This is a genomic window from Pseudorhodoplanes sp., from assembly GCF_050250235.1.
Taxonomy (GTDB): Bacteria; Pseudomonadota; Alphaproteobacteria; order Rhizobiales; family Xanthobacteraceae; genus Pseudorhodoplanes.
This window is the reverse complement of sequence record NZ_JBFWPA010000042.1, coordinates 31,791-54,458: the sequence shown is the minus strand read 5'-3', so window position 1 is coordinate 54,458 and position 22,668 is coordinate 31,791. Positions and strand designations below refer to the sequence as shown.

Here is a 22,668-nt window from a genome sequence, read left to right as displayed (position 1 = left end):
AATGTGATGGGTCACCTGCCCGGTATAGTGACTGAGTCCCACGCTGCGGTCGAACGTCACCGCGCCGAGCCAGACCGGCCGCTCCTCCACGCCCTTGTCGAGCACCTGCCAGAACCGCACATGGTGCCGGCGGTCGGCGCTCTTGCCGGACGGCTTTTCGAAAGCCAGGTCCTCCACGCGCCCGGAATAAAACAGCGGGCTGACCGGCGCATGCTCATAGGGTCGCTTGAGCAGCACCGAACCGATGATCTTGACGCTCGACGTCAGCGTAACCGGATCGGCCGGAAACCAGCCCGCGTCGTTCATGGCCCGGATGATGGTGTCGCGCTCGCCGACCAGTCCGACATTCAGCGCGTCGCCGGGAATCCCCTGCTTGGTCTGCGTCACCATCGGATGCTTCGCGAGACCGGGCTGATGCTCGTGATGATGCCAGGCCATCGGCAGAAGAATATAGGCAACCACGCCATAGACCAGCGCTGCAAGCGCGATCGTCAGAATGAGTGTCCCGTCCATGCGCCGCTACACGCCCTCACACCGGATCGATGCCGCCGCGTGTCGCGGACCATGCAATCAGCCCGGCCACGATCACTATGGCAAGACTTGCGCTCCAGGGTCCAGCCAGCGCATAGGCCAGCGCGCCGCCGAGCGCGCCGACCAGAAATCCTGCCAGCACGGAGAAAACGGTCGCAAAGCGCCTGCGGGCTTCGGCCGCCAAAGCCGGATCGGCGACCATGCGCGACGGGCGCAATCGCGCATAGATCAGTTCGGTCGCGTCGATCGCAAGCTGGGTTGAGTTGCCGGTCATGACGTTGGTCTGCGGCACCCCGCGCAGCAGAAGGCGCACCAGCGTCGATTGCACGCCCATGGCGGCCGCCGACAGAAGCCCGGCCGCCGCGCCAAGCCATGAATCCGGATCGGTGACCGGCCATGAATAGACCATCAGCGCGACGAAGCCCGAAAGCAGCACCGCCTCCAGCGCGAACACAAGCGGCAGCGAGGATCGCTTCCTGCCGCGACGCGCGATGATGATTGCGGCGGCGGTGCCGGCGCCGAGCATGAAGAACGGGATCGCCAGCATCTTGGCCGCAACGCCGCGATCTTCCACCCCCAATTCGGCCGCGGCCACCACGAAACTGCCGGTCACCTGAGCGGCAAAAAATCCGAACAGAGCAAGGAAGGTGATGGTGTCGACATAGCCGGCAACCAGACTGAGCAAAGGCGGAACGGCGCGCGGCAGCGGCGCGGGTCCTGCTTCCGCGCTCATTGCCGATGCAGCCACGCGCCGATACGCTTCACCGCCTCGTGCATGTCCGCCTGCGATTGCGCATAGCAGAAGCGAAGATAATGGCGCCCGTCGATGGGATCGAAATCGACGCCCGGCGTCGCCGCCACATGGGCCTGTTCCAGCATGCGCCTGGCGAAATCGCAGGAATCATCGGAGAAGCGCGCGATGTTGGCATAGAGATAGAAGGCGCCGTCGACCGGGAGAAACGTTTCGAGCCCGGCCTTCGGCAAGCCCTCGATCAGGATGCGGCGGTTGACTTCGTAGCCGTGCTTGACGCCATCCATCTCGTCGCGGCCGTTGAACGCGGCTTCGGCCGCGATCTGCGACAGCGTCGGCACGCTGATCGCGAGATTGCCCTGCAGCCGCTCGATCGGCCGCGCCAGCGGCTCGGGCGCCACGATCCAGCCGACGCGCCAGCCGGTCATGCAGAAATATTTCGAAAAGGAATTGATCACCAGTGCCTGGTCGGAGATGCGAAGCGCGGTCTCGGCCGGGAAGGCATAATCGAGCCCGTGATAGATTTCGTCGGAGATGAAGCGGATTCCTGCCTCCCCGGTCGCGCGAATGAGGTCGGCGAGCGCTTCGGGCCGCATCATGGTGCCGGTCGGGTTGGCGGGGCTCGCGACCAGCAGGCCCGCGAGCGGGGTCTTGCGGTGAAGCGCGAGCACGGATTCCGGTGTCATCGCCCAGCGGGTCGCGTCGCCGGTTTCGATCAGCACGGGCTCGCAGCCGAGGGCCTTCAGGATGTGGCGGTAGGGCGGATAGCCGGGATTGGCGATTCCGACCCGGTCACCCGGCTCGAACATGGACAGAAAGGCCAGGATGAAGCCCGCCGACGAGCCGGTGGTGACGATCACCCGCGCCGGGTCGAGATCGACATTATATGTCTCGCCGTAATGGCGGGCGATGCGGGCTCGCAGCGATCCGATGCCGAGCGCCTCGGTATAGCGGAGCGGTCCATCCAGCGCGCGCCTGGCAGCATCGATCGCGGTTCGCGGCGCCGGCGCTGCCGGCTGGCCAACCTCCATGTGGACGACGTGATGGCCCGCCGCCTCGACGCGGGTCGCCGCCACGATCACGTCCATCACCATGAAGGGCGGAACATCGCTGCGCGCCGATGGCGACAAAATGTGCCGGGCCCGTTCCAGCATCGGTTTCAGACACCCGTTTCGCGCATTTGTTCGCGCATGTGCCCCGCTCCTGCCGCATTCGCGGGATTGCCTGCGACGCCTTAGAAGGATGCCCGTGGCGTGATTTGACCGCCTCTGGCGGTCTCACCTAGTGTCCCGGCTCGGGCCCGTGTTTCACCTCGCAGCAGAACGCTTTTACAGGTGTCGGAGCCGAAAGGACACTGCTAACTCGATCTCTCCGGTGCATCTTGGATCTGCGATGGACGTGCCGCAAATGCTTGTAGGAAGGTCATGTCCGCCGGACCAGATTTGCGCCATTGGCGAAGCAATCAGAGCGTCATGATTCGAGCGATATCCCAGGCCATGTCCGGCACGCCCACGATCAGGTCCATGGCCGCGAAGCCGCTCGCGCGCGTGGTCGCCGCCCTCGTCGCGGTTGCACTGGCTTGCCCGCCGCTGCCCGCCGCCGCCCAGAAGCGCGGCGGCCTGCCGCTGATCCGCGACGCCGAGATCGAGCAATTGATGCGCGACTACACCCATCCGATCTTCAAGGTGGCAGGCCTTTCGCGCGCCAACCTGAAAATCGTGCTGATCAACGACCGCGCCTTCAACGCCTTCGTCGTCGACGGGCGACGCATTTTCGTCAATACCGGGGCGCTCGCCGAATCGACGACGCCCAACCAGATCATCGGCGTGATGGCGCACGAGACCGGCCACATCGCCGGGGGCCACCTGTCCAAGCTGCGCCAGGAACTCGCCAATGTGCAGACCGCAGCACTGGTCGGCATGCTTCTCGGTGCCGCGGCGCTCGCCGCGGGTGCAGCAAGCGGCAATGCCGCCGGTGCGGGACAGGCCGGCATGGCGGCGATCCATGCCAGCCAGCATGCCGCGACCCGCAGTCTGCTGTCCTATCAGCGCGCCCACGAGGAAGCGGCCGACCGCGCCGCGGTCAAGTTTCTGGCCGCGACCGGCCAGTCGGCGAAAGGGATGTACGAGACCTTCAAGCGCATGGCGGACCAGTCGATGTTCGTTGCGCGCTATGCCGATCCCTACGCGCAGTCGCATCCGATGGCGAACGAGCGCATGGCCGCGCTGACCGAAATCGCGCGGACCAGCCCGAACTGGGACAAGAAGGATTCGCCGGACCTGCAGGCACGGCACGATCTGATGCGCGCCAAACTGTCCGGCTTCATGGACGCCCCGCAGACCGTCGCGCGCCGCTATCCGGCGTCCGATACCTCCCTCGCCGCGCGCTATGCCCGCGCCATCGCGACCTATCGCCATTCCGACATTCGCGCCGCGATCGCGCAGATCGACGCGCTTATCGCCATCCAGCCCAACAACCCGTATTTCCACGAATTGAAGGGACAGGCTTTGCTGGAAAACGGGCGCGCCATCGATGCCATCGCGCCGCTGCGCCGCGCCGTGTCGCTCGCACCCGATCCGACGCTGATCCAGATCATGCTCGGACAGGCGCTGGTGGCGACCAACAACCCGAAACTTGCCGACGAGGCGATCACGATCCTGCGCAACGGGCTCGCACGCGAACCCGACACGCCGAACGGCTATCAGCAGCTTGCGATGGCCTATGGCCGCAAGGGCGACATCGCGCAGGCTGATCTCGCCTCAGCGCAGGCCGCCTTCACGCGCGGCGACTTCAAGACCGCGCGCGAACTCGCCGCGCGCGCCAAGACCCGCCTGCCGGTCGGCTCACCCGGATGGGTGCGGGCCGACGACATCGTTGCCGCCAAGGTCCCGGCCGGACCCACCAGCCGTTAAACTCAAGGATTGCCATGCGAAACGTCTTTGGAACGCTGATTTCGTCCATTCTGGTGCTCGGCGCCGCAACCGGTTTTGCCGCCGCCGATACCCGCTCCGTCCAGCGGCCGAGCGACCTCGAGCGGTTGATTGCGGACACGTTCAATCCGAGGAAAGCTCCTGCCTGGCGCAGCGACCGAAAGCGCAAGGTGGTGGTCGTAAAGAAGCGCAACGCGGTCGCGGCCAAGAAGCGCGGTACGGTCGTGGTTGCCAGAAGCACACCCGCGCCGGTCGCCATCGATGACGGCAAGCTGCGTGACATGGTGCGCGAATCGATCGTGCAGAATCCCGGTCTGTTTCGACCCCTGGTATCGGAGATGATCCGCACGGATCCGTCCATCCAGAAGCTTCTGGTCCAGCAGGTTCCGCCACCCGCCGCCGCACCGTCCAGCCAGGGCACCAGTCAGGGCCCGGGCTTCACCCAGCAGCAGCGCAGCGACATCGAGAGCATCATCCGCGACTATTTCATCAAGAATCCGGAGATGATCGAGGAACTCCAGGCGCTGGCCCAGGCGGAAAAGCTGAAGCGCGTCATCACCGAGAACAAGCAGGCGCTGTTCCATTCGCCCAGCCATGTGACGCTCGGCAATCCGAACGGCGACGTCACCATGGTCGAGTTCTTCGATTACAATTGCGGCTTCTGCAAACGCGCCCTCGACGACATGATGACGCTGATCAAGAACAATCCGAACCTGCGCGTCGTGCTGAAGGAAATGCCGGTGCTGAGCCAGGGCAGCCTCGATGCGGCCATGGTCGCGGTTGCGGTCGCGATGCAGGACAAGACCGGCAAGCGCTATGTCGACTTCCACCAGAAGCTGCTGAGCGGCCGCGGCCAGGCCGACAAGGCGCGCGCGCTCGCGGTCGCCAGGGAGGTCGGCGCCGACATGGCGCGGATCGAAAAGGACATGGCGGGGCCGCAGGTCAAGGCGGCGCTTCAGGAAAGCCATCAGCTCGCCGAAGCGCTGGGTTTCCAGGGCACCCCCTCCTATGTGATCGGCAACGAGGCCGTGGTCGGCGCGGTCGGCGTCGCCGAGTTGCAGGCCAAGATCAACAAGGCGCGTTGCGGCAAGGCTTCGTGCTAGGCTAGGTTTCTTGGTGGGCTAGGTTTCTTGGTGGGCTAGGTTTCTTGCTACACTGCGTCGGTCGCCTGCCGGGCGGTCAGCGGAGAGGGCGTCATGGCACGTCTGGGCTGCGTTGCGCTCTTTGGCATTGCCTTATTTCTGTCTGGCGCGGCCGATGCATACGCCGCGCGAAAATTCGCGCTCGTCATAGGCAACGATGTCTATCCGACGCTTTCGGCCGATCAGCAGTTGAAGAAGGCGGTCAATGACGCAGACACCATGGGTGATCTGCTCGCCCGCCTCGGCTTCGAGGTGATTCGAGGGAAGAATCTCGGGCGGCAGGCGATCATCGACAAGCTGGCCGACTTCACGAGCCAGATCGGTTCGCAGGATACGGCGCTCTTCTTCTATGCCGGACACGGCGTCTCGATCGGCGGCGTGAACTATCTCGTGCCGGTCGACGTGCCAAAACTGTCCGGTGCCGCTGAATCGAGGCTACGGGGCGCGGCCATTTCCGAACCCGACGTCATCGCGGAAATTCAGGCGCGCAATCCGCGCGTGTCCGTCATGGTGCTCGACGCATGCCGCGATAACCCGTTTCCACGGGTCGGCACTCGGTCTGTCGGGCTCGCTCGCGGACTGGCCGAGCCGACACAGGGGCGCGGAATTTTCACGTTCTATTCTGCGGGCATCGGACAATCGGCGCTCGACCGCCTGCAGCAGGACGACCGGGACCGCAATTCGGTGTTCACCCGCGTGCTTGTGGAATATCTCGCCAAGCCCGGCATGCATCTGGGCGAGATCGCGATCGAGGTCCGCGAACGGGTGGCGGCGCTTGCGCTTCGGGCGCGGGACGAACAGGGCTCACCGCTTCCGCACGAACAGACGCCGGCCTATTACGACCAGACGCGCGGCGGACGCATCTATCTCGCCGGGCTGCCGGCGGCAGGTCCACCCGCACGCTCCCCTTCAATTGACGCTACGCCACCGGCGGCTGCCGTCGACCCGGCGCAGATCGCCTTCGATCATGCGAAGTCGGTCGGGACGGTGGAAGCGATGGAAGCGTTCACGCAGCTTTTCAAGTCGGGGCCCCTCGTCGATCGCGCCAATGACGAAATCTACAAGCTCACCACCAAGCGTGTTGCTTCCGTCATCGAGGTCAGCCGGGACGCGCTTTTCCGATCGAGGGCGCAGGTCACGTTGGGAAATCCGGACGGCGACGTCACCTTGGTGCAGTTCCTCGACTACAATTGCGAGCATTGCCGGCGGGCCGTCGAAGACCTTACGACACTGCTGAAAACCGATCCTGGTTTGCGGGTCGTGCTCAAGGACCTTCCCATTCTCGGTCCCGCGAGTACCGATGTTGGCCGGATTGCAATTGCGCTCGCGATGCACGACGCTTCCGGCAAGCGCTACTTCAACTTTCATCAAAAGATGTACGCGAGCCGGGGCAAAATTGACAGGGCGCGAGCCTTGAGCGTCGTCTCGGAAGTTGGCGCAGACAGGGCGAGAGTGGAGAAGGAAAGCGCAGGATCGGCGGTCTCGGACATGTTGAAAGAAAACCTGAAGCTGGCACAGGATCTTGGTATCCACGGAACGCCGAGCTACCTTGTTAATGACCAGTTGATCGTCGGCGCCGTCGGTCTGGCGGAACTGCGCAAAAGCATTGGCTACGCCCGCTGCGGCAAGCCGACCTGCTGACTCCGGGCTTTTCCTTGCCGGAAGTCCCGCCTATAAGGAGGCCGCCGGGCGCCCGCGCCCTCTTGTTCCCGCATGAACTGACGGCGCGACGACAGCCCCGATGGCGACGACGATCTATGTCTTGAACGGCCCGAACCTGAACCTGCTCGGTACCCGCGAGCCGGAGACCTACGGCCGTGCTACCCTCGGGGATGTCGAGACAATGTGCCGCGAGGCCGGCAAGCGGCATGGCCTCGCGATCGCATTCCACCAGTCGAACCACGAAGGCGCGCTGGTGGACTGGATCCAGGAAGCGGCCGCGAAACGCGCCGCCGGTATCGTCATCAATCCGGCCGGCTATACCCATACCTCGATCGCAATTCTGGACGCCCTGCTCGCGGGCAGTCTGCCGGTGATCGAGGTGCATATCAGCAACGTGCATGCGCGCGAGGACTTTCGCAGGCATTCGTATGTTTCAAGGGCGGCGAAAGCCGTGATCTGCGGCTTCGGGATCAATGGCTATTCGCTCGCCATCGACGGGCTCGCGGCCATGCTCACACCATCGAAGGGCTGAAACGTGGCGTCTGACAAGGACAAGAAAACGCAAGGCCGGGCGGCCTATGACGAAGAGACCATCCGCGGGCTCGCGAAACTGCTGGACGAGACCGGGCTGACCGAGATCGAGATCGAGAACGACGGCCAGCGGATTCGGATCGGGCGCGCCGCGCGTGCGGTGAGCGTTGCAGCGCCGGCGATGGCCGCCGCACCGGTTGTGGCCGCGCCCGCGACCGCCGCCGACCCGGCCAAGCATCCCGGCATGGTACCCTCGCCGATGGTCGGCACCGCCTATCTGGCGCCGTCACCCGGCGCACGGCCGTTCGTGGATGTCGGGCAGTCCGTGAAGGCCGGCGACACCGTGCTGATCATCGAAGCCATGAAGACGATGAACCAGATTCCGGCGCCGCGCGGCGGCATCGTCACGCAAATCCTTGTCGAGGACGGCCAGCCGGTCGAATTCGGCGAGCCGATGATGATTATCGAATAGCTAAATCGCGAATAGCGAATAGGGAGTGGCGAATAGTGAGCAAGGTGAGCGGCGTGGCGAGAAAGGTCTATTCGCTATTCGCTATTTGCTATTCGCTGACATTTCGTTCGCGCCTTCGAGCCAAACATGTTTGAAAAAATCCTCATCGCCAATCGTGGCGAGATTGCGCTGCGCATCCTGCGCGCCTGCAAGGAACTCGGCATCCACACCGTCGCTGTGCATTCGACCGCCGACGCCGACGCCATGCATGTGCGCCTTGCCGACGAGAGTGTCTGCATCGGCCCGCCGCCGGCGCGCGACAGCTATCTCAACATTCCCTCGCTGCTGGCGGCCTGCGAGATCACCGGCGCCGACGCCGTGCATCCGGGCTACGGCTTTCTGTCGGAGAATGCGCGCTTCGCCGAAATTCTCGCCGAACACAATATCGGCTTCATTGGCCCGAAGGCGGAGCATATCCGCACCATGGGCGACAAGATCGAGGCCAAGCGCACCGCCAAGAAACTTGGAATCCCCGTGGTCCCAGGATCCGAAGGCGGCGTGACCTCCGACGACGAGGCGTTCCGGATCGGCCGCGAGATCGGATATCCGGTTCTGGTCAAGGCCGCGGCCGGCGGCGGCGGACGCGGCATGAAAGTCGCGCAGACCGAGGAGGAGATGAGCGTCGCGCTTTCGACCGCGCGGTCGGAGGCGAAGGCCGCGTTCGGCGACGACGCCGTCTATCTGGAGAAATACCTGCAGCGGCCGCGCCACATCGAGATCCAGATTCTCGGAGACGGCCGCGGCGGCGCCATCCATCTCGGCGAACGCGACTGCTCGTTGCAACGGCGTCACCAGAAGCTGCTGGAGGAAAGCCCCTCGCCCGCGCTCAACACCGAACAGCGCGAACGCATCGGCGAAGTCTGCGCCAGGGCGATGCGCGAGATGAAATATCTCGGCGCCGGCACCGTCGAATTTCTTTACGAGGACGGCGAATTCTATTTCATCGAAATGAATACCCGTATCCAGGTCGAGCATCCCGTCACCGAGATGATCACCGACATCGACCTCGTGCTCGAACAGATCCGCGTTGCCGCCGGAGGCGAATTGCCGTGCCGCCAGCAGGATCTGCGCTTCCACGGCCACGCCATCGAATGCCGCGTCAACGCGGAGAACCCGATCAACTTCCGCCCCTCGCCGGGCAAGATCCTGCATTACCATCCGCCCGGAGGGCTGGGCGTGCGCGTCGATTCCGCCGCCTATCAGGGCTACACCATCCCGCCCTATTACGACTCCATGGTCGGCAAGCTGATCGTGCATGGCAAGACCCGGCAGGAATGCCTGATGCGTCTCAAGCGCGCGCTGGACGAGTTCGTGGTCGACGGCGTCGAAACCACCCTGCCGCTGTTCCGGACGCTGGTGCGCAATCCGGACATCATCGACGGCAATTATTCCATCCACTGGCTTGAAAAATTTCTGGCAAAAGGCGGAATGGACATTTGAAATCCTGCGCCGGGCGGGAACCTTCCCGCCCGCTCCGCGTTTGTCGTCATCGCTTCCAACCGGAGCATTTTCACCGTCATGAGTTCTGTCGCGACGACCGGTCTCCCCCGGTCGCCCGGCGCGCAACCCGCATTGCTGGCCCTGGGCTTTCTAATCCTCGTTCTGATCAGCGCGGCATCTTTCTGGCTGGTCAACCGCGCCAGCGATGACGCGCAGAAAGTTGTCACGACTTTCGATGTCCAGAACCGGCTGTCGCTGGTCCTGCTGAATTTGCGCCGGGCGGAATCCGCGCAGCGCGGCTACATCATCACGGGACAGGAACCCTATCGCGCCGAATATCGTGAAGCTGCGAACAATACGCTTCCGGCGGTCCGCAATGCTGCGGAAGCGGTCGCCGACGATCCCGCCCTGGAGCCGGCATTCCGCAAGATCGAGCCTCTGGTGCAGCTCAAACTCGACGAGATGCAACGGGTGGTCGAACTGCACGATGCCGGAAAAACCAAGGAAGCGGCCGATCTGATCTGGGGGGGCCATGGTCGAACGACAATGGAGACCGTGCGCCTGGCAATCATCGACATGTACAACACCGAGCGCGCGCTGCTGGAAACCCGTCGCAAGGAGGCGCGCAGGACCTACTCCTATCTGCTAGTGCTGACGCTGCTGGGCTCTGCCGTGATCGTGCTGATCGGCGCGATTTCGGTCTATCTGGTGCAACGCAGCAGCCGCCAGCGCGAGCACGCCCGTCGGGCGCTGCAGGACATGAACGAAAATCTCGAAAAACGAATTGAAGAACGCACCGTCGAGCTGCGGGAGGCCAATGACGAAATTCAGCGCTTCGCCTATATCGTGAGTCACGATTTGCGCTCGCCGCTGGTGAACATCATGGGCTTCACCGCCGAAATCGAGTCTATAAAAAAAGACATATTCGATTCACTTTCGGCCATGCAGAAAATCGATACCGAAGAGGCGCGGAAGACGGTAGCATTGTCGCAGGATTTTGATGAATCGCTTTCGTTCATCAAGGGATCGATCGGCAAGATGGATCGCCTGATCAACTCCATCCTGAAGCTGTCGCGCGAGGGGCAGCGGACGTTCAAGCCCGAGTATGTCAGCATGGACCAGTTGATCAGGGAAATTGCGGATGCGGTGGCGCACCAGGCGGCGGAACAGGGCGCCGAACTCGTGGTCGAGCCGCTGCCCCCGCTGAAGAGCGACCGGCTGGCGCTGGAACAAATTTTCTCCAATCTCGTTGACAATGCGCTCAAATATTCCCTGCCCGGCCGCCCTGGCCATATCCGCATCCGCGGCCGGATAGAAAACACACAGGCCGTTTACGAGGTCGAGGATAACGGTCGCGGGATCGCGCCCGAAGACCACCAGCGTGTGTTCGATCTGTTTCGCCGGGCCGGCGAGCAGGATCAGTCGGGCGAAGGCATCGGGCTTGCCCATACCCGCGCCCTGGTGCGGCGGCTGGGCGGGTACATGTCGCTCAAATCGACATTCGGCGAGGGCAGCACGTTCATCGTCACGCTGCCGCGCCGCATACAGGAATCCGAGAGACAGGCAGCATGAGCGAACACGTCACCATCATCATGATCGAGGACGACGAGGGCCACGCCAAGCTGATCGAGCGCAACATCCGCAGGGCCGGCGTCAGCAACGAGATCATTCCGTTTGCGAATGGCACCGAAGCGGTGCGATTCCTGTTCGGCGCTGACGGCTCTGGCGGGGTGAGCCATGGCCGCCCGATGCTGATCCTGCTCGATCTCAACCTCCCGGACATGAGCGGGGTCGATATCCTGCGCCGAGTGAAAGAGAACGAACACATGAAGCTTACGCCGGTCGTGGTGCTGACCACCACCGACGACGAGAGAGAGATCAAGCGCTGCTACGATCTCGGCGCCAATGTCTACATTACGAAGCCCGTGAACTACGAGAGTTTTGCCAACGCCATTCGCCAGCTCGGCCTGTTCTTCTCGGTTATCCAGGTCCCGGCCACCGCCTGAGACGACGACACCATGCCGAAGAAGGTCCTGTACGCCGACGACGAACCCGGGCTCCGCCGGCTGGTGGAGCGCGGGCTCACCGCACAGGGCATTGAGGTCGTCGCGGTCGAGGATGGCCTCGCGGCCGTCGAGCGGCTGCAGCGTGAGGAGTTCGACGTCGTCGCGCTCGATCATCACATGCCACGGCTCGACGGCATCGGCGCGCTGCAGCGCATTCACGACATGCCGAACCATCCGCCGGTCATCATCGTCACCGGCGAGCAGGATTCCGCGACCGCGGTCGCCGCTTTGAAAGCCGGCGCCTTCGACTATGTGCTGAAGGACGCGTCCGGGCAGTTCATCCCGCTGCTGCTGGCGGCGCTGACCGGCGCCGCCGATGCGATGCGGATGCGGCGCGCCAAGGAAACCGCGGAAGCCGAGTTGCGCGAGCAGCGCGACCGCTTCGAGCAACTCGCCGCGGAGCGCGCCATGCTGCTGCGCGAGGTGAATCATCGCGTCGGCAACTCGCTGCAGCTGATCGCGGCGTTTCTGCAATTGCAGGCCGGCTCCTCCAAGAGTGCGCCGGTCAAGGCCGCGCTGACCGATGCGACCCGGCGCGTCATGGCGGTCGCGCAGGTCCACAAGCGGCTTTACACCTCCAACGATGTCCAGTCGGTTTCGGTGGATCAATATCTCGCCGCCCTGGTCGAGGATCTCGCCAAGACCGATACCTCCGAGGCGCCGGCTCTCAGTCTTGCCGCCGAGCCGATCGACCTTGATCCCGACCGCGCCGTCGCGATCGGCGTGATCGTCAACGAGCTGGTTTTGAATGCGATGAAATACGCCTATCCCGAGGAAAAGGGTCCGATCCGGATCGGCCTGAAACGGGTCAACGGCAAGCGTGCGATGCTGAGCGTGGAGGATGACGGGATCGGCCACGACATCAAGACCGTGCCGCGCTCGACCGGCCTCGGCCGCTCGATCGTCGGCGCCATGGCGACCCGGCTGGGGGCCAACGTCGTCTACGACGCGGCCCATAGCGGCACCCGCGTGGTCATCACATTCGAGTGCAGCGCGCCACCGCCTGCCTGACCGCCCCGCGGCGAGGCGCAAGGCGCCATTGCGTGACTGCGAATCTCTGCCTATGTCGCTCTCATGAGAGCGGCATTTTCCGGATTGGCGTGTCGCACCGTAATCGCCGCGGGGCCGGTGCTGATCCTGAGCCCCGCGGCGGATGCACAGACGCTTGGCGAGCCGGTGGCGGTCATTCTTGAATCGATCGGAAACCCCGATGCCGCCTTTGTTCTGCTTATCGTCGGCATTTACGCGTTGCTGCTGGAATTCGCGAATCCGGGCACCTTCCTGCCCGGCCTGATCGGGGTGATCTGTCTCACGCTCGCCGCACTCGCGCTGTCGGCGCTGCCCGTCCAATATGGCGCGCTGGCGCTGCTGCTCGCAGGAATCGCTCTGATGACGGCGGAGGCCTTCACGCCGGGTTTCGGCATTCTCGGGCTTCTCGGATTCATGGCCTTCGTGGCCGGCGGCTATTACCTCTTCGATACGCCGGCCGGGCAGATCGAGATGCGGGTTTCCATGCCGCTGTTGTTCGGATCGGCGGTGGCGAGCGCCGGGCTGATCTTTTTCGTGGTCGGCGCCGCCGTGAAGGCGCGCCAGCGGCCGACGGCGACCGGCTCGGAGCAATTACTGTCGGAGCAAGGCACCGTCATCGACTGGTCCGGCGACCAGGGCACGATCCGCATTCACGGCGAGGTCTGGTCCGCGCGGGCGCAACGGCCGCTCGCTCCGGGCGACGGCGTGCGCGTCAAGAGCCGCGACGGCCTCGTTCTGCTGGTCGAACCGGTCTAGTGGGAGACACACATGGTTGGATATCTTCCGGCGTGGTCCGCGCTCCTGATCCCGGTCATCGTCGTTCTGTTCGTGCTGCTGAACTCGTTTCGTATCCTGCGCGAATACGAGCGCGGCGTCGTGTTCATGCTGGGCCGGCTGTGGAAGGTGAAGGGTCCGGGCCTCATCCTGATCATTCCCTTCATCCAGCAGATGGTGCGCGTCGACCTTCGCACCCGCGTGCTTGACGTCGAGCCGCAGGACGTGATCTCGCGCGACAACGTGTCGGTGCGCGTCTCCGCCGTCGTCTATTACCGCGTCATCGATCCGGAAAAGGCGATCGTGCAGGTCGAGTTGTTCAACGAGGCGACGAGCCAGCTCGCGCAGACCACCTTGCGCTCGGTGCTCGGCCATCACGACCTCGACGAGATGCTGTCGGAGCGCACCAAGCTCAACGCCGACATCCAGAAGATTCTCGACGAGCAGACCTATGCCTGGGGCGTGAAGGTCGCCAATGTCGAGATCAAGCATATCGACATCAACGAGAGCATGATCCGCGCCATCGCCAAGCAGGCCGAAGCCGAGCGTATCCGGCGAGCCAAGGTGATCGATGCGGAGGGCGAATTCCAGGCGGCGCAGCGCCTCGCCGATGCCGGCGCGATCTTCGCCGAGCGGCCGGAAGCCATGCAGCTTCGCTACCTGTCGGCGCTGCAGAATATTGCGGGCGAGCGCACGTCCACAATTGTGCTGCCGCTGCCGATGAACCTGCTCGACAAGCTAAAGGGCTAGAGCGGCCTCGCGCTCCGACCCGCTGTCGTCCGGTCCGGTACCCTGCTCGGCGAGCAGCAGTTCGACCGCCTCGCAGGCACGCGCCGGGCTGTAGGGCTTGCGCAGCGTCGCCGCGTTCGGAAGCTTCTGCAGTTCCTCGAGCCGCCACCAGCGGCCCGACGCGAACAGGATCGGCAGAAGCGGGTTGGCAGCGCGCGCGCGCTCGGCAAGTCCGACGCCATCGAGTTCGCCGGGCAGGTTGATGTCGGTGAAGAGCAGATCGACGGGAGCCCCGTTGGCCAGATGTGCGATCGCCTCCTGTGCATTGGCAACGGTATGCACCGTATGGCCGGAATCGGTCAGTGCCTCACCGATGATCTCGGCGATCAGCCCTTCGTCCTCGACCAGCAGCACGCAACTGCGCCGCTGCGCGGATGTTTCGGCGATCTCGGGCTTCGCCTTGCGGTCCGCGGCCTTCCGTTTGGAGGCTTTCTGCTTCATGGTGACCCCTCTTTACGCATCACATCGGGCGGGCAAAGCTTGGCCTTCGCTTTTGTTCGCAAAGTGTCGAAAATTTAACGGGCTGAGGGATAACGAGGCGTTAAGTTAATCGTATGGCGAGCCGCGATTCCGCACGCGAGACGGGTTTCGTAGAGATCACCCCCGAGGTGCTCCTGAAGGCCTATGCCTGCGGTATTTTCCCGATGGCGGAGAATGCCGACGACCCCTCGCTCTACTGGTTCGAGCCCGATATGCGGGGCCTGATACCGCTCGACGAGTTCCATCTGCCGAAGCGGCTCGCGCGCACCGTCCGGGCCGACCGCTTCGAGATTTTCGTCGACCGCGACTTCGAGGCGGTCATCGATGGCTGCGCCGAGCCGGCCGCGGGACGCTCCCGGACCTGGATCAACCGGCGTATCCGCACGCTCTATTGCAAGCTGCATGAAATCGGCCATTGCCACTCGGTGGAGGCCTGGTGCGACGGCAAACTCGCCGGCGGGCTTTACGGCGTGCGCCTCGGCCGCGCCTTCTTCGGCGAAAGCATGTTTCACCGCGAGCGCGATGCCTCCAAGGTGGCGCTGGTTCATCTGGTGGCCCGCTTGCGCGCAGGCGGCTTTGCGTTGCTCGACACGCAATTCGTCACCTCGCATCTATCCGGCTTCGGCGCGATCGAGGTGAGCAAGCGGCAATACAATCGCCTGCTGGAGCGCGCCCTCGAAGGAGAAGCGGATTTCTTCGCGCTCGATCCCGATCCGGTACCGGGGTCGGCCGCGCTCGCCGCGCTCGGCGCCGTCGAACAGACCTAGCGGATCGGTGTCGGGAACGGATTCGCGCTGCCCGTCTGTGGTGTGGGGCGCGGCCGCTGCTGGGCCTGCGGCGGGCGCGGGCGCTGCGCCGGTTGCTGCTGCTGCGGCTGCTGACGCTGTGGCTGTTGCGCCTGTTGCGGACGCGGCCGCGGCGCTGGCGCAGCCGCCGCCTGAGGGTCTTCGCCGTCCTGTACCGGCTCCGGTTCGGCCTGCGCCGCCGAGCCCTGCAGTCCGAGCTGGGGCGGTGCCGGCTGTTCGGCCACGTTGACCGTGGGCTGCTTGCAGTCGGTAAGCCACACGTCATAAATCGGATGCTCGACCGCGTTCAGCCCCGGGCTGGCGGCGAACATCCAGCCGGAAAAGATGCGGCGGACCTCGCCCTGCAGCGTCACCTCGCTGACTTCGACGAAAGCGTCGGTTGCCTGCGATTCGGTCGGAGGCCGCGTGTAGCAGACCCGCGGCACGACCTGCAGCGCACCGAATTGCACGGTCTCGCCGATCGCCACGTCGAACGTGATGATGCGCCCGGTGATCTTGTCGAGGCCGGAAAATACCGCGTTCTGGTTCGGAATTTTCTGCGTCGGCGGCGCGCTCACCACCTCGTCGCCAGGCTGCGGTGCGGTATTGGCCGGCACGGGGGTTCCGCGCGGCGGACGAACGCCCGGCGGCAGGCTTGGCGCGGGAGCCGCCTGCTGCGACCCCCCGGGCGGAGGCAATGGCTCGCTCTGTATCTGGGGAGGCGGACGGCGTGCGCTCGGCGGCGGCCCGGGAGGCAATCGGTCCGGAAATTGCGGTTGCGGTACACGCTGCTGCTGCTGCGGAAACGGCTGGGGCACCCCTGGCTGCCGGCTCCCCGGAACACTCGCAGGCGGACGTGGCGGCGGATCGCCGAAAATCGAACCGAACTGAGCTGCGGCCTCAGGCGCGGCAAAGCACAGCATTCCCGTGCCCGCCGCCGCAGCGACGAGCAGCGCAGCACTCCGTCGTATCGAAACGACCCTCATCAAGGCCCCGGAATCAGCAATCGCACCGCCCCTGCGATCATGCACCGCTCCGGTTAACATGCCGAATGCGGCGGCGAAAGGGCGATCCGGGCCGCCAGAGCGCTTGCCGGGCTCTTCGCCGCCCTGCATGCTGGGAACCCGAGAGCGCCACCAAGGCGCCGGATCACAGGGAGGAATGACCATGCCGTTCGTCACCGGCCGCCGGGCGCTGCTCGCGCTCGCTGCATGCGCCATGCTGCAACCCGCATCCGCCATGGCCCAGCAAGGCTATCCGGAGCGGCCCATCACGATCATGGTGCCGCTCGCGGCGGGAACCGGGATGGATTCGCTCGTGCGGCTCTATGCCGACAAGCTGCAATCGGTGCTCGGCAAACCCGTCGTCGTCGAAAACCGGCCGGGTGCCGCTCTGATGCTCGCCGCTGCGGCGGTCGCGACCGCGCCCGCCGACGGCTACACGCTGCTCGTATCGACCAGCGGGCCGATGGCCATCAACCCGGTGCTCTACAAGAAGCTCAACTACGATCACGAGAAGGATTTCGTGCCGATCTCGCTCTATGCGAAATCGCCCTTCATCCTCGTGGTCAATCCCGCGCTGCCGATCAAATCGGTTCCGGAACTGATCAAGTACGCCAGGGAAAGCAAGACCCCGCTCACCTTTTCGTCTTCCGGTGCCGGGACCGCGCTGCATCTGTCGTCCGAGTACATGAAGCAGCGTTACGGGCTCGACATGACGCACGTACCGTACAAGTCCTCGCCGCAGTCGATTGCCGACATCGTGGCCGGCCATGTCGCGATGTCGTTTGCGGAGGCCGGCGCCTCGCTGCCGCTGATCCGGGACGGCAAGCTGCGCGCGCTCGCGGTGTCCTCGCAGACCCGCCTGCCGTCGCTCCCGGATGTGCCGACCTTCGCCGAAGCCGCCAACGCGCCTGACTTCGAGGCGGTGTCCTGGCATGCCCTGCTTGCGCCTGCGGCCACACCGAAGCCCATCGTCGATCGCCTGCATGCCGAAATGAAAAAGATCATGGGCGATCCGGAAATGAAGAAGCTGGCCAGCAAGATCGGCCTGCTCCCGGTCGACACGCCGTCGGTCGACGGCATCCAGGCCTACTTCACCAGCGAGCGCGAGAAGTGGGGTGCGCTGGTCCGCAAGCTCGGATTGCAGGGCTCGATGTAAGCTCACTCCATGCGTCGTTCCGGGGCGCGCGTGAAAACGCGCGAACCCGGAAACCGGTCATGACTGCGAGCGCCGCTAACATGGATTCCGGGCTCAAGCGCTCCGCGCCTGCCTCGGAATGACGAAGCGATACCTCAGCGCCCCGGAATCCACGCCTTGTAATCGCCGGTCGCCTTTGGCCTTCGCCCCTGCGCCAGCGTCGAGCCCGACGGCCGATAGGCGCCCGCCGTCCCGGTCAAGTTCGGCCGGTGCGGCTTCTGCCAGGGGCGCGGCCTGTATTTTTCCTCGGTCGGCGGCGTGTCCACCGTATGGTGGATCCAGCCATGCCAGGCCGGCGAAATCATGGAAGCCTCGGCATAGCCGTTATAGATCACCCACCGCCGCTCGAAGCCGAGCACCGGATCGATCTTGCCGCCCTTGGTGCGGTAATAGCGGTTGCCGAACTCGTCCTCGCCCACGACTTCGCCATAGAGCCAGGTCCAGATCTGGGTGTTCAGCGTCTGGCCGTTCCACCAGGTGAAGACACGGAGGAAAAAGGTTTTCATGAGGGGGCCGCCGGTCCGTGAGACGCCCGTGTGTGCCACGGGCGCAACCAGCTGTCCATGCAGCACTTGCCCGGGACACTCACGCAATGCGGGCAATGTTCGGCGTGTCCTGGGGCTGGTCGGAATCTCCGATTTCGACGCGATTGCGACCGCGGTCCTTGGCGCGATAAAGCCCGGCATCCGCATCCGCGAGCAGATCGAGGATGTCCCTGGAGCCGTCGTCAGCCGCGACACCGCCGGAGACCGTCACGTTGACGGCATGGCCCTCGATGAACTTCGCCGCCTGCGCGAACGCCTTTCGGAAGCGCTCGGCAATGGCATAGGCCGCTTCGACGCCGGTACCCGGGAGGATCACCGCGAATTCTTCTCCGCCCATCCGGCCGACCGCGTCGCCGGGACGCAACATTTTCCGGCACACCCCGGAATAAAGCCGCAGCACCTCATCGCCGAACGCATGCCCGAACCGGTCATTGATCGACTTGAACCGGTCGATGTCGAACACGATGACGGCGACCGGGGCCGCCTCATGCCGGCAACGGTCGAGAATGCGTTCTGCATTCATCAGAAAGCCGCGGCGATTGAGCACGCCGGTCAGCATGTCGGTCCGCGACGCCTCGATGTGTCGTCGCTCGCTGCGCTCCTTCATCATCGCGACCAGAAAGATCGCCGTCCCGACCACGAACACGATCGCTTCGAAATGAATGACGCCGAACCAGCTTCCTACCGGCGGTGGTTCGCCCGGCACGAAATTCATGGTCAGTGTCGCCGGTATGGCGATCATCAGCGTCATGGCGTGAACGGACAGCAGCACAACCAGGGGCAGCCGTGCCCGCTGCGCATCGCCGTTGCGGTATTGCAGACTCAACGCCGCCGCCGCGTAGTAGATGACCATGATCGCGGTGTGGACCAGCGAAACGGTGATGGTCGCGAGCGCGAACGCGTGCACGGCAATCCAGAGCAGGCTTCCCGCGACCAGAAATCCGGGCTGAATCCGGCGTCCATCGAAGGAACGGGCGCCGGCCCAGGTCAGCGCCGCGGAAACACACAAGAGCGTCAGGCCCAAAAGATAAAGCCGGTCGCGCTGAACCGCGGAGCCGACGGCCATCAATGCAACGGCACAGGCGAGCGTTGCGTCGGCCCCGGCCCACCAGAGGGCCGCGCGCGTTTCCCGGTATTGATACCAGGCGACCAGAAGCAGGGCGGCGCAGAACGACGCGACAAAGGCGCCCGCCAGCATCAAGGTTGGCACGTCAATCCGCATGGATAGCGATCCCGATCTCAGCGCATCAATAATCGCTCAATCTGAGTTTCCCTTTGTCATGTTCGAGACAATCTTAGCGATCGGACTGAACGATCCCGCCTCGCCCGGAACCGTCGCCGCAAAAATTGACCGCATCATCCGACTCCGCTTTTTGCAACCGATTTGCATTTGAAATCAAAGCGCTTGCGCCGGCGCACCGGCCACCCTAGACCGCGGGCGCAATCAAAAACGGGCGCCATGAAACGGGTCCAGCTTCTCGCCGCTGTCAGCATCGCGGTCGGACTCGTCGTCCTCGCGCTGAAATATCTTGCCTGGTACCTGACCGGCAGCGTCGCGCTGCTCTCGGATGCGATCGAGAGCATCGTCAATGTCGCGACCGCGATTGCGGCGCTGGTCGCAATCCGGTTTGCGGCGCAGCCCGCCGACGCAAACCATCCCTATGGCCACCACAAGGCCGAATATGTTTCCGCGGTGGTCGAGGGCGCGCTGATCATCGTCGCCGCTATTGCGATCTTTCACGAGGCGTGGTCGGCGCTGTTCGCGCCTCGCATCACGCAAGCCCCGTGGACCGGTCTTGCGGTGAACGGCGTGGCCACCGCGATCAACGCAGCGTGGTGCTATGTCCTGATCACGCAGGGCCGCAGCCGGAAGTCGCCGGCGCTGGTCGCTGATGGCCGGCACCTGTTCACCGATGTGGTGTCTTCGGCGGGCGTTTTCGCCGGCGTCTCGCTGGCGGCCCTGACCGGCTACCTCATCCTCGACCCGATCCTGGCCGCGCTGGTCGGCCTCAACGTGCTGTGGGCGGGCTGGCACGTGATGAAGGAATCCGTCGGCGGGCTGCTGGATGAGGCCGTGCCGGAGGAAGACCTTGCCCGCATCCGCGCCATCATCGCGGAGAACGCGGACGGTGCGATCGAGGCGCATGACCTGCGGACCCGGCATGCCGGGCGCATGACCTTCGTCGATTTCCACCTGGTGGTGAAAGGCTCAATGAGCGTCACCGAGGCGCACGACATCTGCGACCGGCTGGAACGGGCCATCAAGACGCAGGTGCAGGACGCGCTCATCTCGATCCATGTCGAGCCCGACGACAAGGCCAAGCATGCCGGCATCGTGGTGCTGTGACGAACCCTCAGAACGGCAGGCCGACGTAGTTTTCCGCCAGAGACCCTTTCGCCAGTTCGGACGAGAACAGATATTGCAGATCGGTCTCCTGCAGCTTGTTTTCATACGGACTATTGGCGGGAAAGCGATGCAGCAGCGTCGTCATCCACCACGAAAAGCGCTGCGCCTTCCACACCCGCGCCAGTGCCCTGTCCGAATAGCCGTCCAGCCTGGCGTCGTCGCCGTTGCGATAGTGATCCACCAGGCCGTGATAGAGATAGTAGATGTCGGACGCCGCGCTGTTCAAACCGCGCGCACCGGTCGGCGGCACGATATGGGCGGCGTCGCCGGCCAGAAACAGCCGCTTGTAGCACATCGGTTCGGCGACGAAGCTGCGCAGCGGCGCGATGCTCTTCTCGATCGCCGGCCCGGTCTCGAGGCGCCCGGCGACCTCGTCCGGCAACCGGCGTTGCAGTTCTGCCCAGAACGCGTGGTCTGGCCAATCCTCGACGGAGTCTTCCAGCGGCACCTGGATGTAATAACGGCTCAATATTTGTGACCGCAGCGAGCACAGCGCGAAACCGCGTTCGTGCTTCGAATAGATCAATTCCGGCGACACCGGCTTGGTGCGCGACAGCACGCCGAGCCAGCCGAACGGATAAATCCGCTCGTATTCCCGCAGCACGTCCTTCGGGATCGCCTTGCGGCTAACGCCGTGGAAGCCGTCGGCACCGACGATGTAGTCGCAATCAATCCGAATGATGGCGTCGCCGTCGCGATAGGTCACGTATGGCGCGTCGGAGGCGAGATCGTTGAGATGCACGTCTTCCACATTGTGGATGACGTTGCCCTTCATGCGCTCCCGCGCTTCGTACAGATCGCGCGTAAGTTCGGTCTGGCCATAGACGATGACCGAATTGCCGCCGGAATATTTGTGCAGATCGATGCGATCCAGCCGGCCGTCATGGGCGATGAAGAAGCCTTCGTGGATTTCGCCCTCACGGTCCATGCGGTCGCCACATTGCGCCTCCCGCATCAGCGCGGCGAAGCCATGCTCGAGAACGCCAGCGCGAATCCGGCTGAGCACATATTCACGGCTGTGCCTTTCCAGCAGGATCGTATCGATGCCCTTTAGATGCAGAAGCTGGGACAGCAGCAGGCCGGACGGGCCGCCGCCGATGATGCAGATTTGGGTTTTCATTGCCGTTCCTCCCGTCCGGTGGAGCATCCGTTGTGGCGGATGGCCCGCAAAGGACATGGATCAATTTCAGCCGCGCTCACCCGGGCGACTGGACTGGGCCGCGGGATGCGCGCCCGGATCGGCGCGCCCTGAGCCATGGCATGAAGATGGCTTGACCGCACCGCCCGGCCCCCTACGCTTGATCGCGGAGCCGCTCGAACGGGCTCTGAAAGTCAAGGGAGGATCGCAATGGCCGTTGCCCGCGTGACCGAACTGATCGCCGCTTCCAAGAAGAGCTTCGAGGACGCCATCCAGCAAGGCGTCTCGCGCGCCGTGAAGACGCTGAAGAATGTCGAAGGTGTCTGGGTCGCCAACCAGACCTGCGTGATCAAGAAGGGCAAGATCGACGAATACCGCGTCAATCTGAAGGTGACCTTCATCCTTCAGGACTGAAGCATGCGCCGTATCCGCGACCGGATCGAGTGCGGCCCGGCCGGGCTCGATCCGCAGGCGGGGGATTCCGGAATTCGCCGGATAAGGGATCAGCGCCGGCGGCGGAATTTCCGTCGCTCATTCTTCGACGCGTTGTGAATCTTGAGCGCGTTGTCTGCGATATAGGCGCGGGTCCGCTCCTGATCGAAAGGCGAGTATCCCGGCAGCGCAATAAAGCCGCCGCCGCGCGACTCCTTCGGCACGTCGGGCTGCTCCATCCTGCAGCCTTGGCCGCAGGCCGGCACCCGCGACACGGTCGCCACGACCGGATCCGTCTTTTCGTCCTTGGCGCGGCCGAGATCGGCCGGCGTCATGTCGGCATTGAGCACGAAGCGGGACTTGCCAGTCTGCGGTTTGCTGAGATCGACGATGCCCTGGGCAGCGGCGATCGATGGCACAGTCGCGGCAAAGGCCAGCGAAATGCCAATGGAAAGAACGGCGGCGCGCATGGGACCCCTCCTGCGCGTCGTGTGTATCCGGCTTGCAATAGGAAGTGGTTGAGGCG

25 protein-coding genes are annotated in these 22,668 nt (G+C 64.3%); 16 read left to right on the top strand and 9 right to left on the bottom strand.

Features of this window, described 5'->3' with window-relative positions; all coding sequences use genetic code 11:
- The 3 genes from AB7F49_RS18755 to AB7F49_RS18745 form a co-directional block, all read right to left on the bottom strand.
- On the bottom strand, positions 1-513 hold a 513-nt coding region (locus AB7F49_RS18755; protein ID WP_428525064.1), incomplete at its 3' end, for an LssY C-terminal domain-containing protein.
- A gap of 16 nt (positions 514-529) precedes the next feature.
- Complete coding sequence (locus AB7F49_RS18750; protein ID WP_428525062.1) at positions 530-1,264, bottom strand: YoaK family protein; 735 nt, start codon at positions 1,262-1,264, stop codon at positions 530-532.
- The gene (locus AB7F49_RS18745; protein ID WP_428525060.1) at positions 1,261-2,436 is read right to left on the bottom strand and encodes a pyridoxal phosphate-dependent aminotransferase; all 1,176 of its coding nucleotides are present in this window, start codon (positions 2,434-2,436) and stop codon (positions 1,261-1,263) included. Before AB7F49_RS18745 ends, AB7F49_RS18750 begins: the two co-directional genes overlap by 4 nt.
- Before the next feature lie 369 nt (positions 2,437-2,805).
- Between AB7F49_RS18745 and AB7F49_RS18740 the strand changes: the two genes are divergently transcribed.
- The 11 genes from AB7F49_RS18740 to AB7F49_RS18690 all read left to right on the top strand — a co-directional run bounded on the left by AB7F49_RS18740 (position 2,806) and on the right by AB7F49_RS18690 (position 14,117).
- On the top strand, positions 2,806-4,194 hold the full coding sequence (locus AB7F49_RS18740; protein WP_428525058.1) for a M48 family metalloprotease: 1,389 nt from the start codon (positions 2,806-2,808) through the stop codon (positions 4,192-4,194).
- A gap of 356 nt (positions 4,195-4,550) precedes the next feature.
- Positions 4,551-5,315 carry a DsbA family protein gene (locus AB7F49_RS18735; protein ID WP_428525068.1) on the top strand — a complete coding sequence of 255 codons (765 nt, stop codon included), beginning with the start codon at positions 4,551-4,553 and terminating at the stop codon, positions 5,313-5,315.
- 93 nt (positions 5,316-5,408) lie between these two features.
- Positions 5,409-6,995 (top strand): caspase family protein, encoded by a 1,587-nt coding sequence (locus AB7F49_RS18730; protein WP_428525056.1) that lies wholly within the window; start codon positions 5,409-5,411, stop codon positions 6,993-6,995.
- Between the two features lie 100 nt (positions 6,996-7,095).
- Complete coding sequence (aroQ, locus tag AB7F49_RS18725; protein WP_428525054.1) at positions 7,096-7,548, top strand: type II 3-dehydroquinate dehydratase; 453 nt, start codon at positions 7,096-7,098, stop codon at positions 7,546-7,548.
- Between the two features lie 3 nt (positions 7,549-7,551).
- Positions 7,552-8,019 (top strand): acetyl-CoA carboxylase biotin carboxyl carrier protein, encoded by a 468-nt coding sequence (gene accB / locus AB7F49_RS18720; RefSeq protein ID WP_428525052.1) that lies wholly within the window; start codon positions 7,552-7,554, stop codon positions 8,017-8,019.
- Between the two features lie 126 nt (positions 8,020-8,145).
- Positions 8,146-9,498: an acetyl-CoA carboxylase biotin carboxylase subunit gene (accC, locus tag AB7F49_RS18715; RefSeq protein WP_428525050.1), complete on the top strand. Its 1,353-nt coding sequence runs from the start codon at positions 8,146-8,148 to the stop codon at positions 9,496-9,498.
- Between the two features lie 78 nt (positions 9,499-9,576).
- Complete coding sequence (locus tag AB7F49_RS18710) at positions 9,577-11,070, top strand: sensor histidine kinase (protein ID WP_428525048.1); 1,494 nt, start codon at positions 9,577-9,579, stop codon at positions 11,068-11,070.
- Positions 11,067-11,504 (top strand): response regulator, encoded by a 438-nt coding sequence (locus AB7F49_RS18705; protein WP_428525046.1) that lies wholly within the window; start codon positions 11,067-11,069, stop codon positions 11,502-11,504. Before AB7F49_RS18710 ends, AB7F49_RS18705 begins: the two co-directional genes overlap by 4 nt.
- A gap of 12 nt (positions 11,505-11,516) precedes the next feature.
- Positions 11,517-12,575 carry a sensor histidine kinase gene (locus AB7F49_RS18700; protein WP_428525044.1) on the top strand — a complete coding sequence of 353 codons (1,059 nt, stop codon included), beginning with the start codon at positions 11,517-11,519 and terminating at the stop codon, positions 12,573-12,575.
- An 84-nt stretch (positions 12,576-12,659) separates the two neighbouring features.
- Positions 12,660-13,349, top strand: coding sequence for an NfeD family protein (locus tag AB7F49_RS18695; protein WP_428525042.1), 690 nt, complete (start codon positions 12,660-12,662; stop codon positions 13,347-13,349).
- Between the two features lie 12 nt (positions 13,350-13,361).
- A complete protein-coding gene (locus AB7F49_RS18690) occupies positions 13,362-14,117 on the top strand; it encodes a slipin family protein (protein ID WP_428525041.1) in 756 nt (251 codons plus the stop codon).
- Here AB7F49_RS18690 and AB7F49_RS18685 read toward each other — a convergent pair.
- Complete coding sequence (locus AB7F49_RS18685; RefSeq protein ID WP_428525039.1) at positions 14,106-14,597, bottom strand: response regulator; 492 nt, start codon at positions 14,595-14,597, stop codon at positions 14,106-14,108. The two genes, AB7F49_RS18690 and AB7F49_RS18685, sit on opposite strands and share 12 nt — an antisense overlap.
- Before the next feature lie 113 nt (positions 14,598-14,710).
- On the opposite strand from AB7F49_RS18685, the gene aat reads away from it, so the two are divergent.
- A complete protein-coding gene (aat, locus tag AB7F49_RS18680) occupies positions 14,711-15,403 on the top strand; it encodes a leucyl/phenylalanyl-tRNA--protein transferase (protein WP_428525037.1) in 693 nt (230 codons plus the stop codon).
- Here aat and AB7F49_RS18675 read toward each other — a convergent pair.
- Positions 15,400-16,038 (bottom strand): DUF2155 domain-containing protein, encoded by a 639-nt coding sequence (locus AB7F49_RS18675; RefSeq protein WP_428525035.1) that lies wholly within the window; start codon positions 16,036-16,038, stop codon positions 15,400-15,402. The two genes, aat and AB7F49_RS18675, sit on opposite strands and share 4 nt — an antisense overlap.
- Before the next feature lie 550 nt (positions 16,039-16,588).
- On the opposite strand from AB7F49_RS18675, the gene AB7F49_RS18670 reads away from it, so the two are divergent.
- Positions 16,589-17,581, top strand: coding sequence for a Bug family tripartite tricarboxylate transporter substrate binding protein (locus tag AB7F49_RS18670; protein ID WP_428525033.1), 993 nt, complete (start codon positions 16,589-16,591; stop codon positions 17,579-17,581).
- Positions 17,582-17,715: 134 nt separating this feature from the next.
- Here AB7F49_RS18670 and AB7F49_RS18665 read toward each other — a convergent pair whose 3' ends face one another.
- Both AB7F49_RS18665 and AB7F49_RS18660 read right to left on the bottom strand, forming a co-directional pair.
- Complete coding sequence (locus AB7F49_RS18665; RefSeq protein WP_428525031.1) at positions 17,716-18,126, bottom strand: NADH:ubiquinone oxidoreductase subunit NDUFA12; 411 nt, start codon at positions 18,124-18,126, stop codon at positions 17,716-17,718.
- Positions 18,127-18,205: 79 nt separating this feature from the next.
- Positions 18,206-19,387 (bottom strand): diguanylate cyclase, encoded by a 1,182-nt coding sequence (locus AB7F49_RS18660; protein WP_428525029.1) that lies wholly within the window; start codon positions 19,385-19,387, stop codon positions 18,206-18,208.
- Between AB7F49_RS18660 and AB7F49_RS18655 the strand changes: the two genes are divergently transcribed.
- Positions 19,386-19,559, top strand: a complete 174-nt coding sequence (locus tag AB7F49_RS18655; RefSeq protein ID WP_428525027.1) for a hypothetical protein — start codon at positions 19,386-19,388, stop codon at positions 19,557-19,559. The two genes, AB7F49_RS18660 and AB7F49_RS18655, sit on opposite strands and share 2 nt — an antisense overlap.
- Positions 19,560-19,624: 65 nt before the next feature.
- Positions 19,625-20,512 carry a cation diffusion facilitator family transporter gene (locus AB7F49_RS18650; protein ID WP_428525025.1) on the top strand — a complete coding sequence of 296 codons (888 nt, stop codon included), beginning with the start codon at positions 19,625-19,627 and terminating at the stop codon, positions 20,510-20,512.
- Between the two features lie 7 nt (positions 20,513-20,519).
- Here the strand turns inward: AB7F49_RS18650 and pobA are convergent, their stop codons facing one another.
- On the bottom strand, positions 20,520-21,692 hold the full coding sequence (gene pobA, locus AB7F49_RS18645) for a 4-hydroxybenzoate 3-monooxygenase (protein WP_428525023.1): 1,173 nt from the start codon (positions 21,690-21,692) through the stop codon (positions 20,520-20,522).
- Positions 21,693-21,920: 228 nt separating this feature from the next.
- Here pobA and AB7F49_RS18640 point away from each other — a divergent pair, with 228 nt between their 5' ends.
- Positions 21,921-22,124 carry a dodecin family protein gene (locus AB7F49_RS18640; RefSeq protein ID WP_428525021.1) on the top strand — a complete coding sequence of 68 codons (204 nt, stop codon included), beginning with the start codon at positions 21,921-21,923 and terminating at the stop codon, positions 22,122-22,124.
- Between the two features lie 89 nt (positions 22,125-22,213).
- Here the strand turns inward: AB7F49_RS18640 and AB7F49_RS18635 are convergent, their stop codons facing one another.
- Positions 22,214-22,612 (bottom strand): hypothetical protein, encoded by a 399-nt coding sequence (locus AB7F49_RS18635; protein ID WP_428525019.1) that lies wholly within the window; start codon positions 22,610-22,612, stop codon positions 22,214-22,216.
- Positions 22,613-22,668 lie beyond the last annotated feature (56 nt).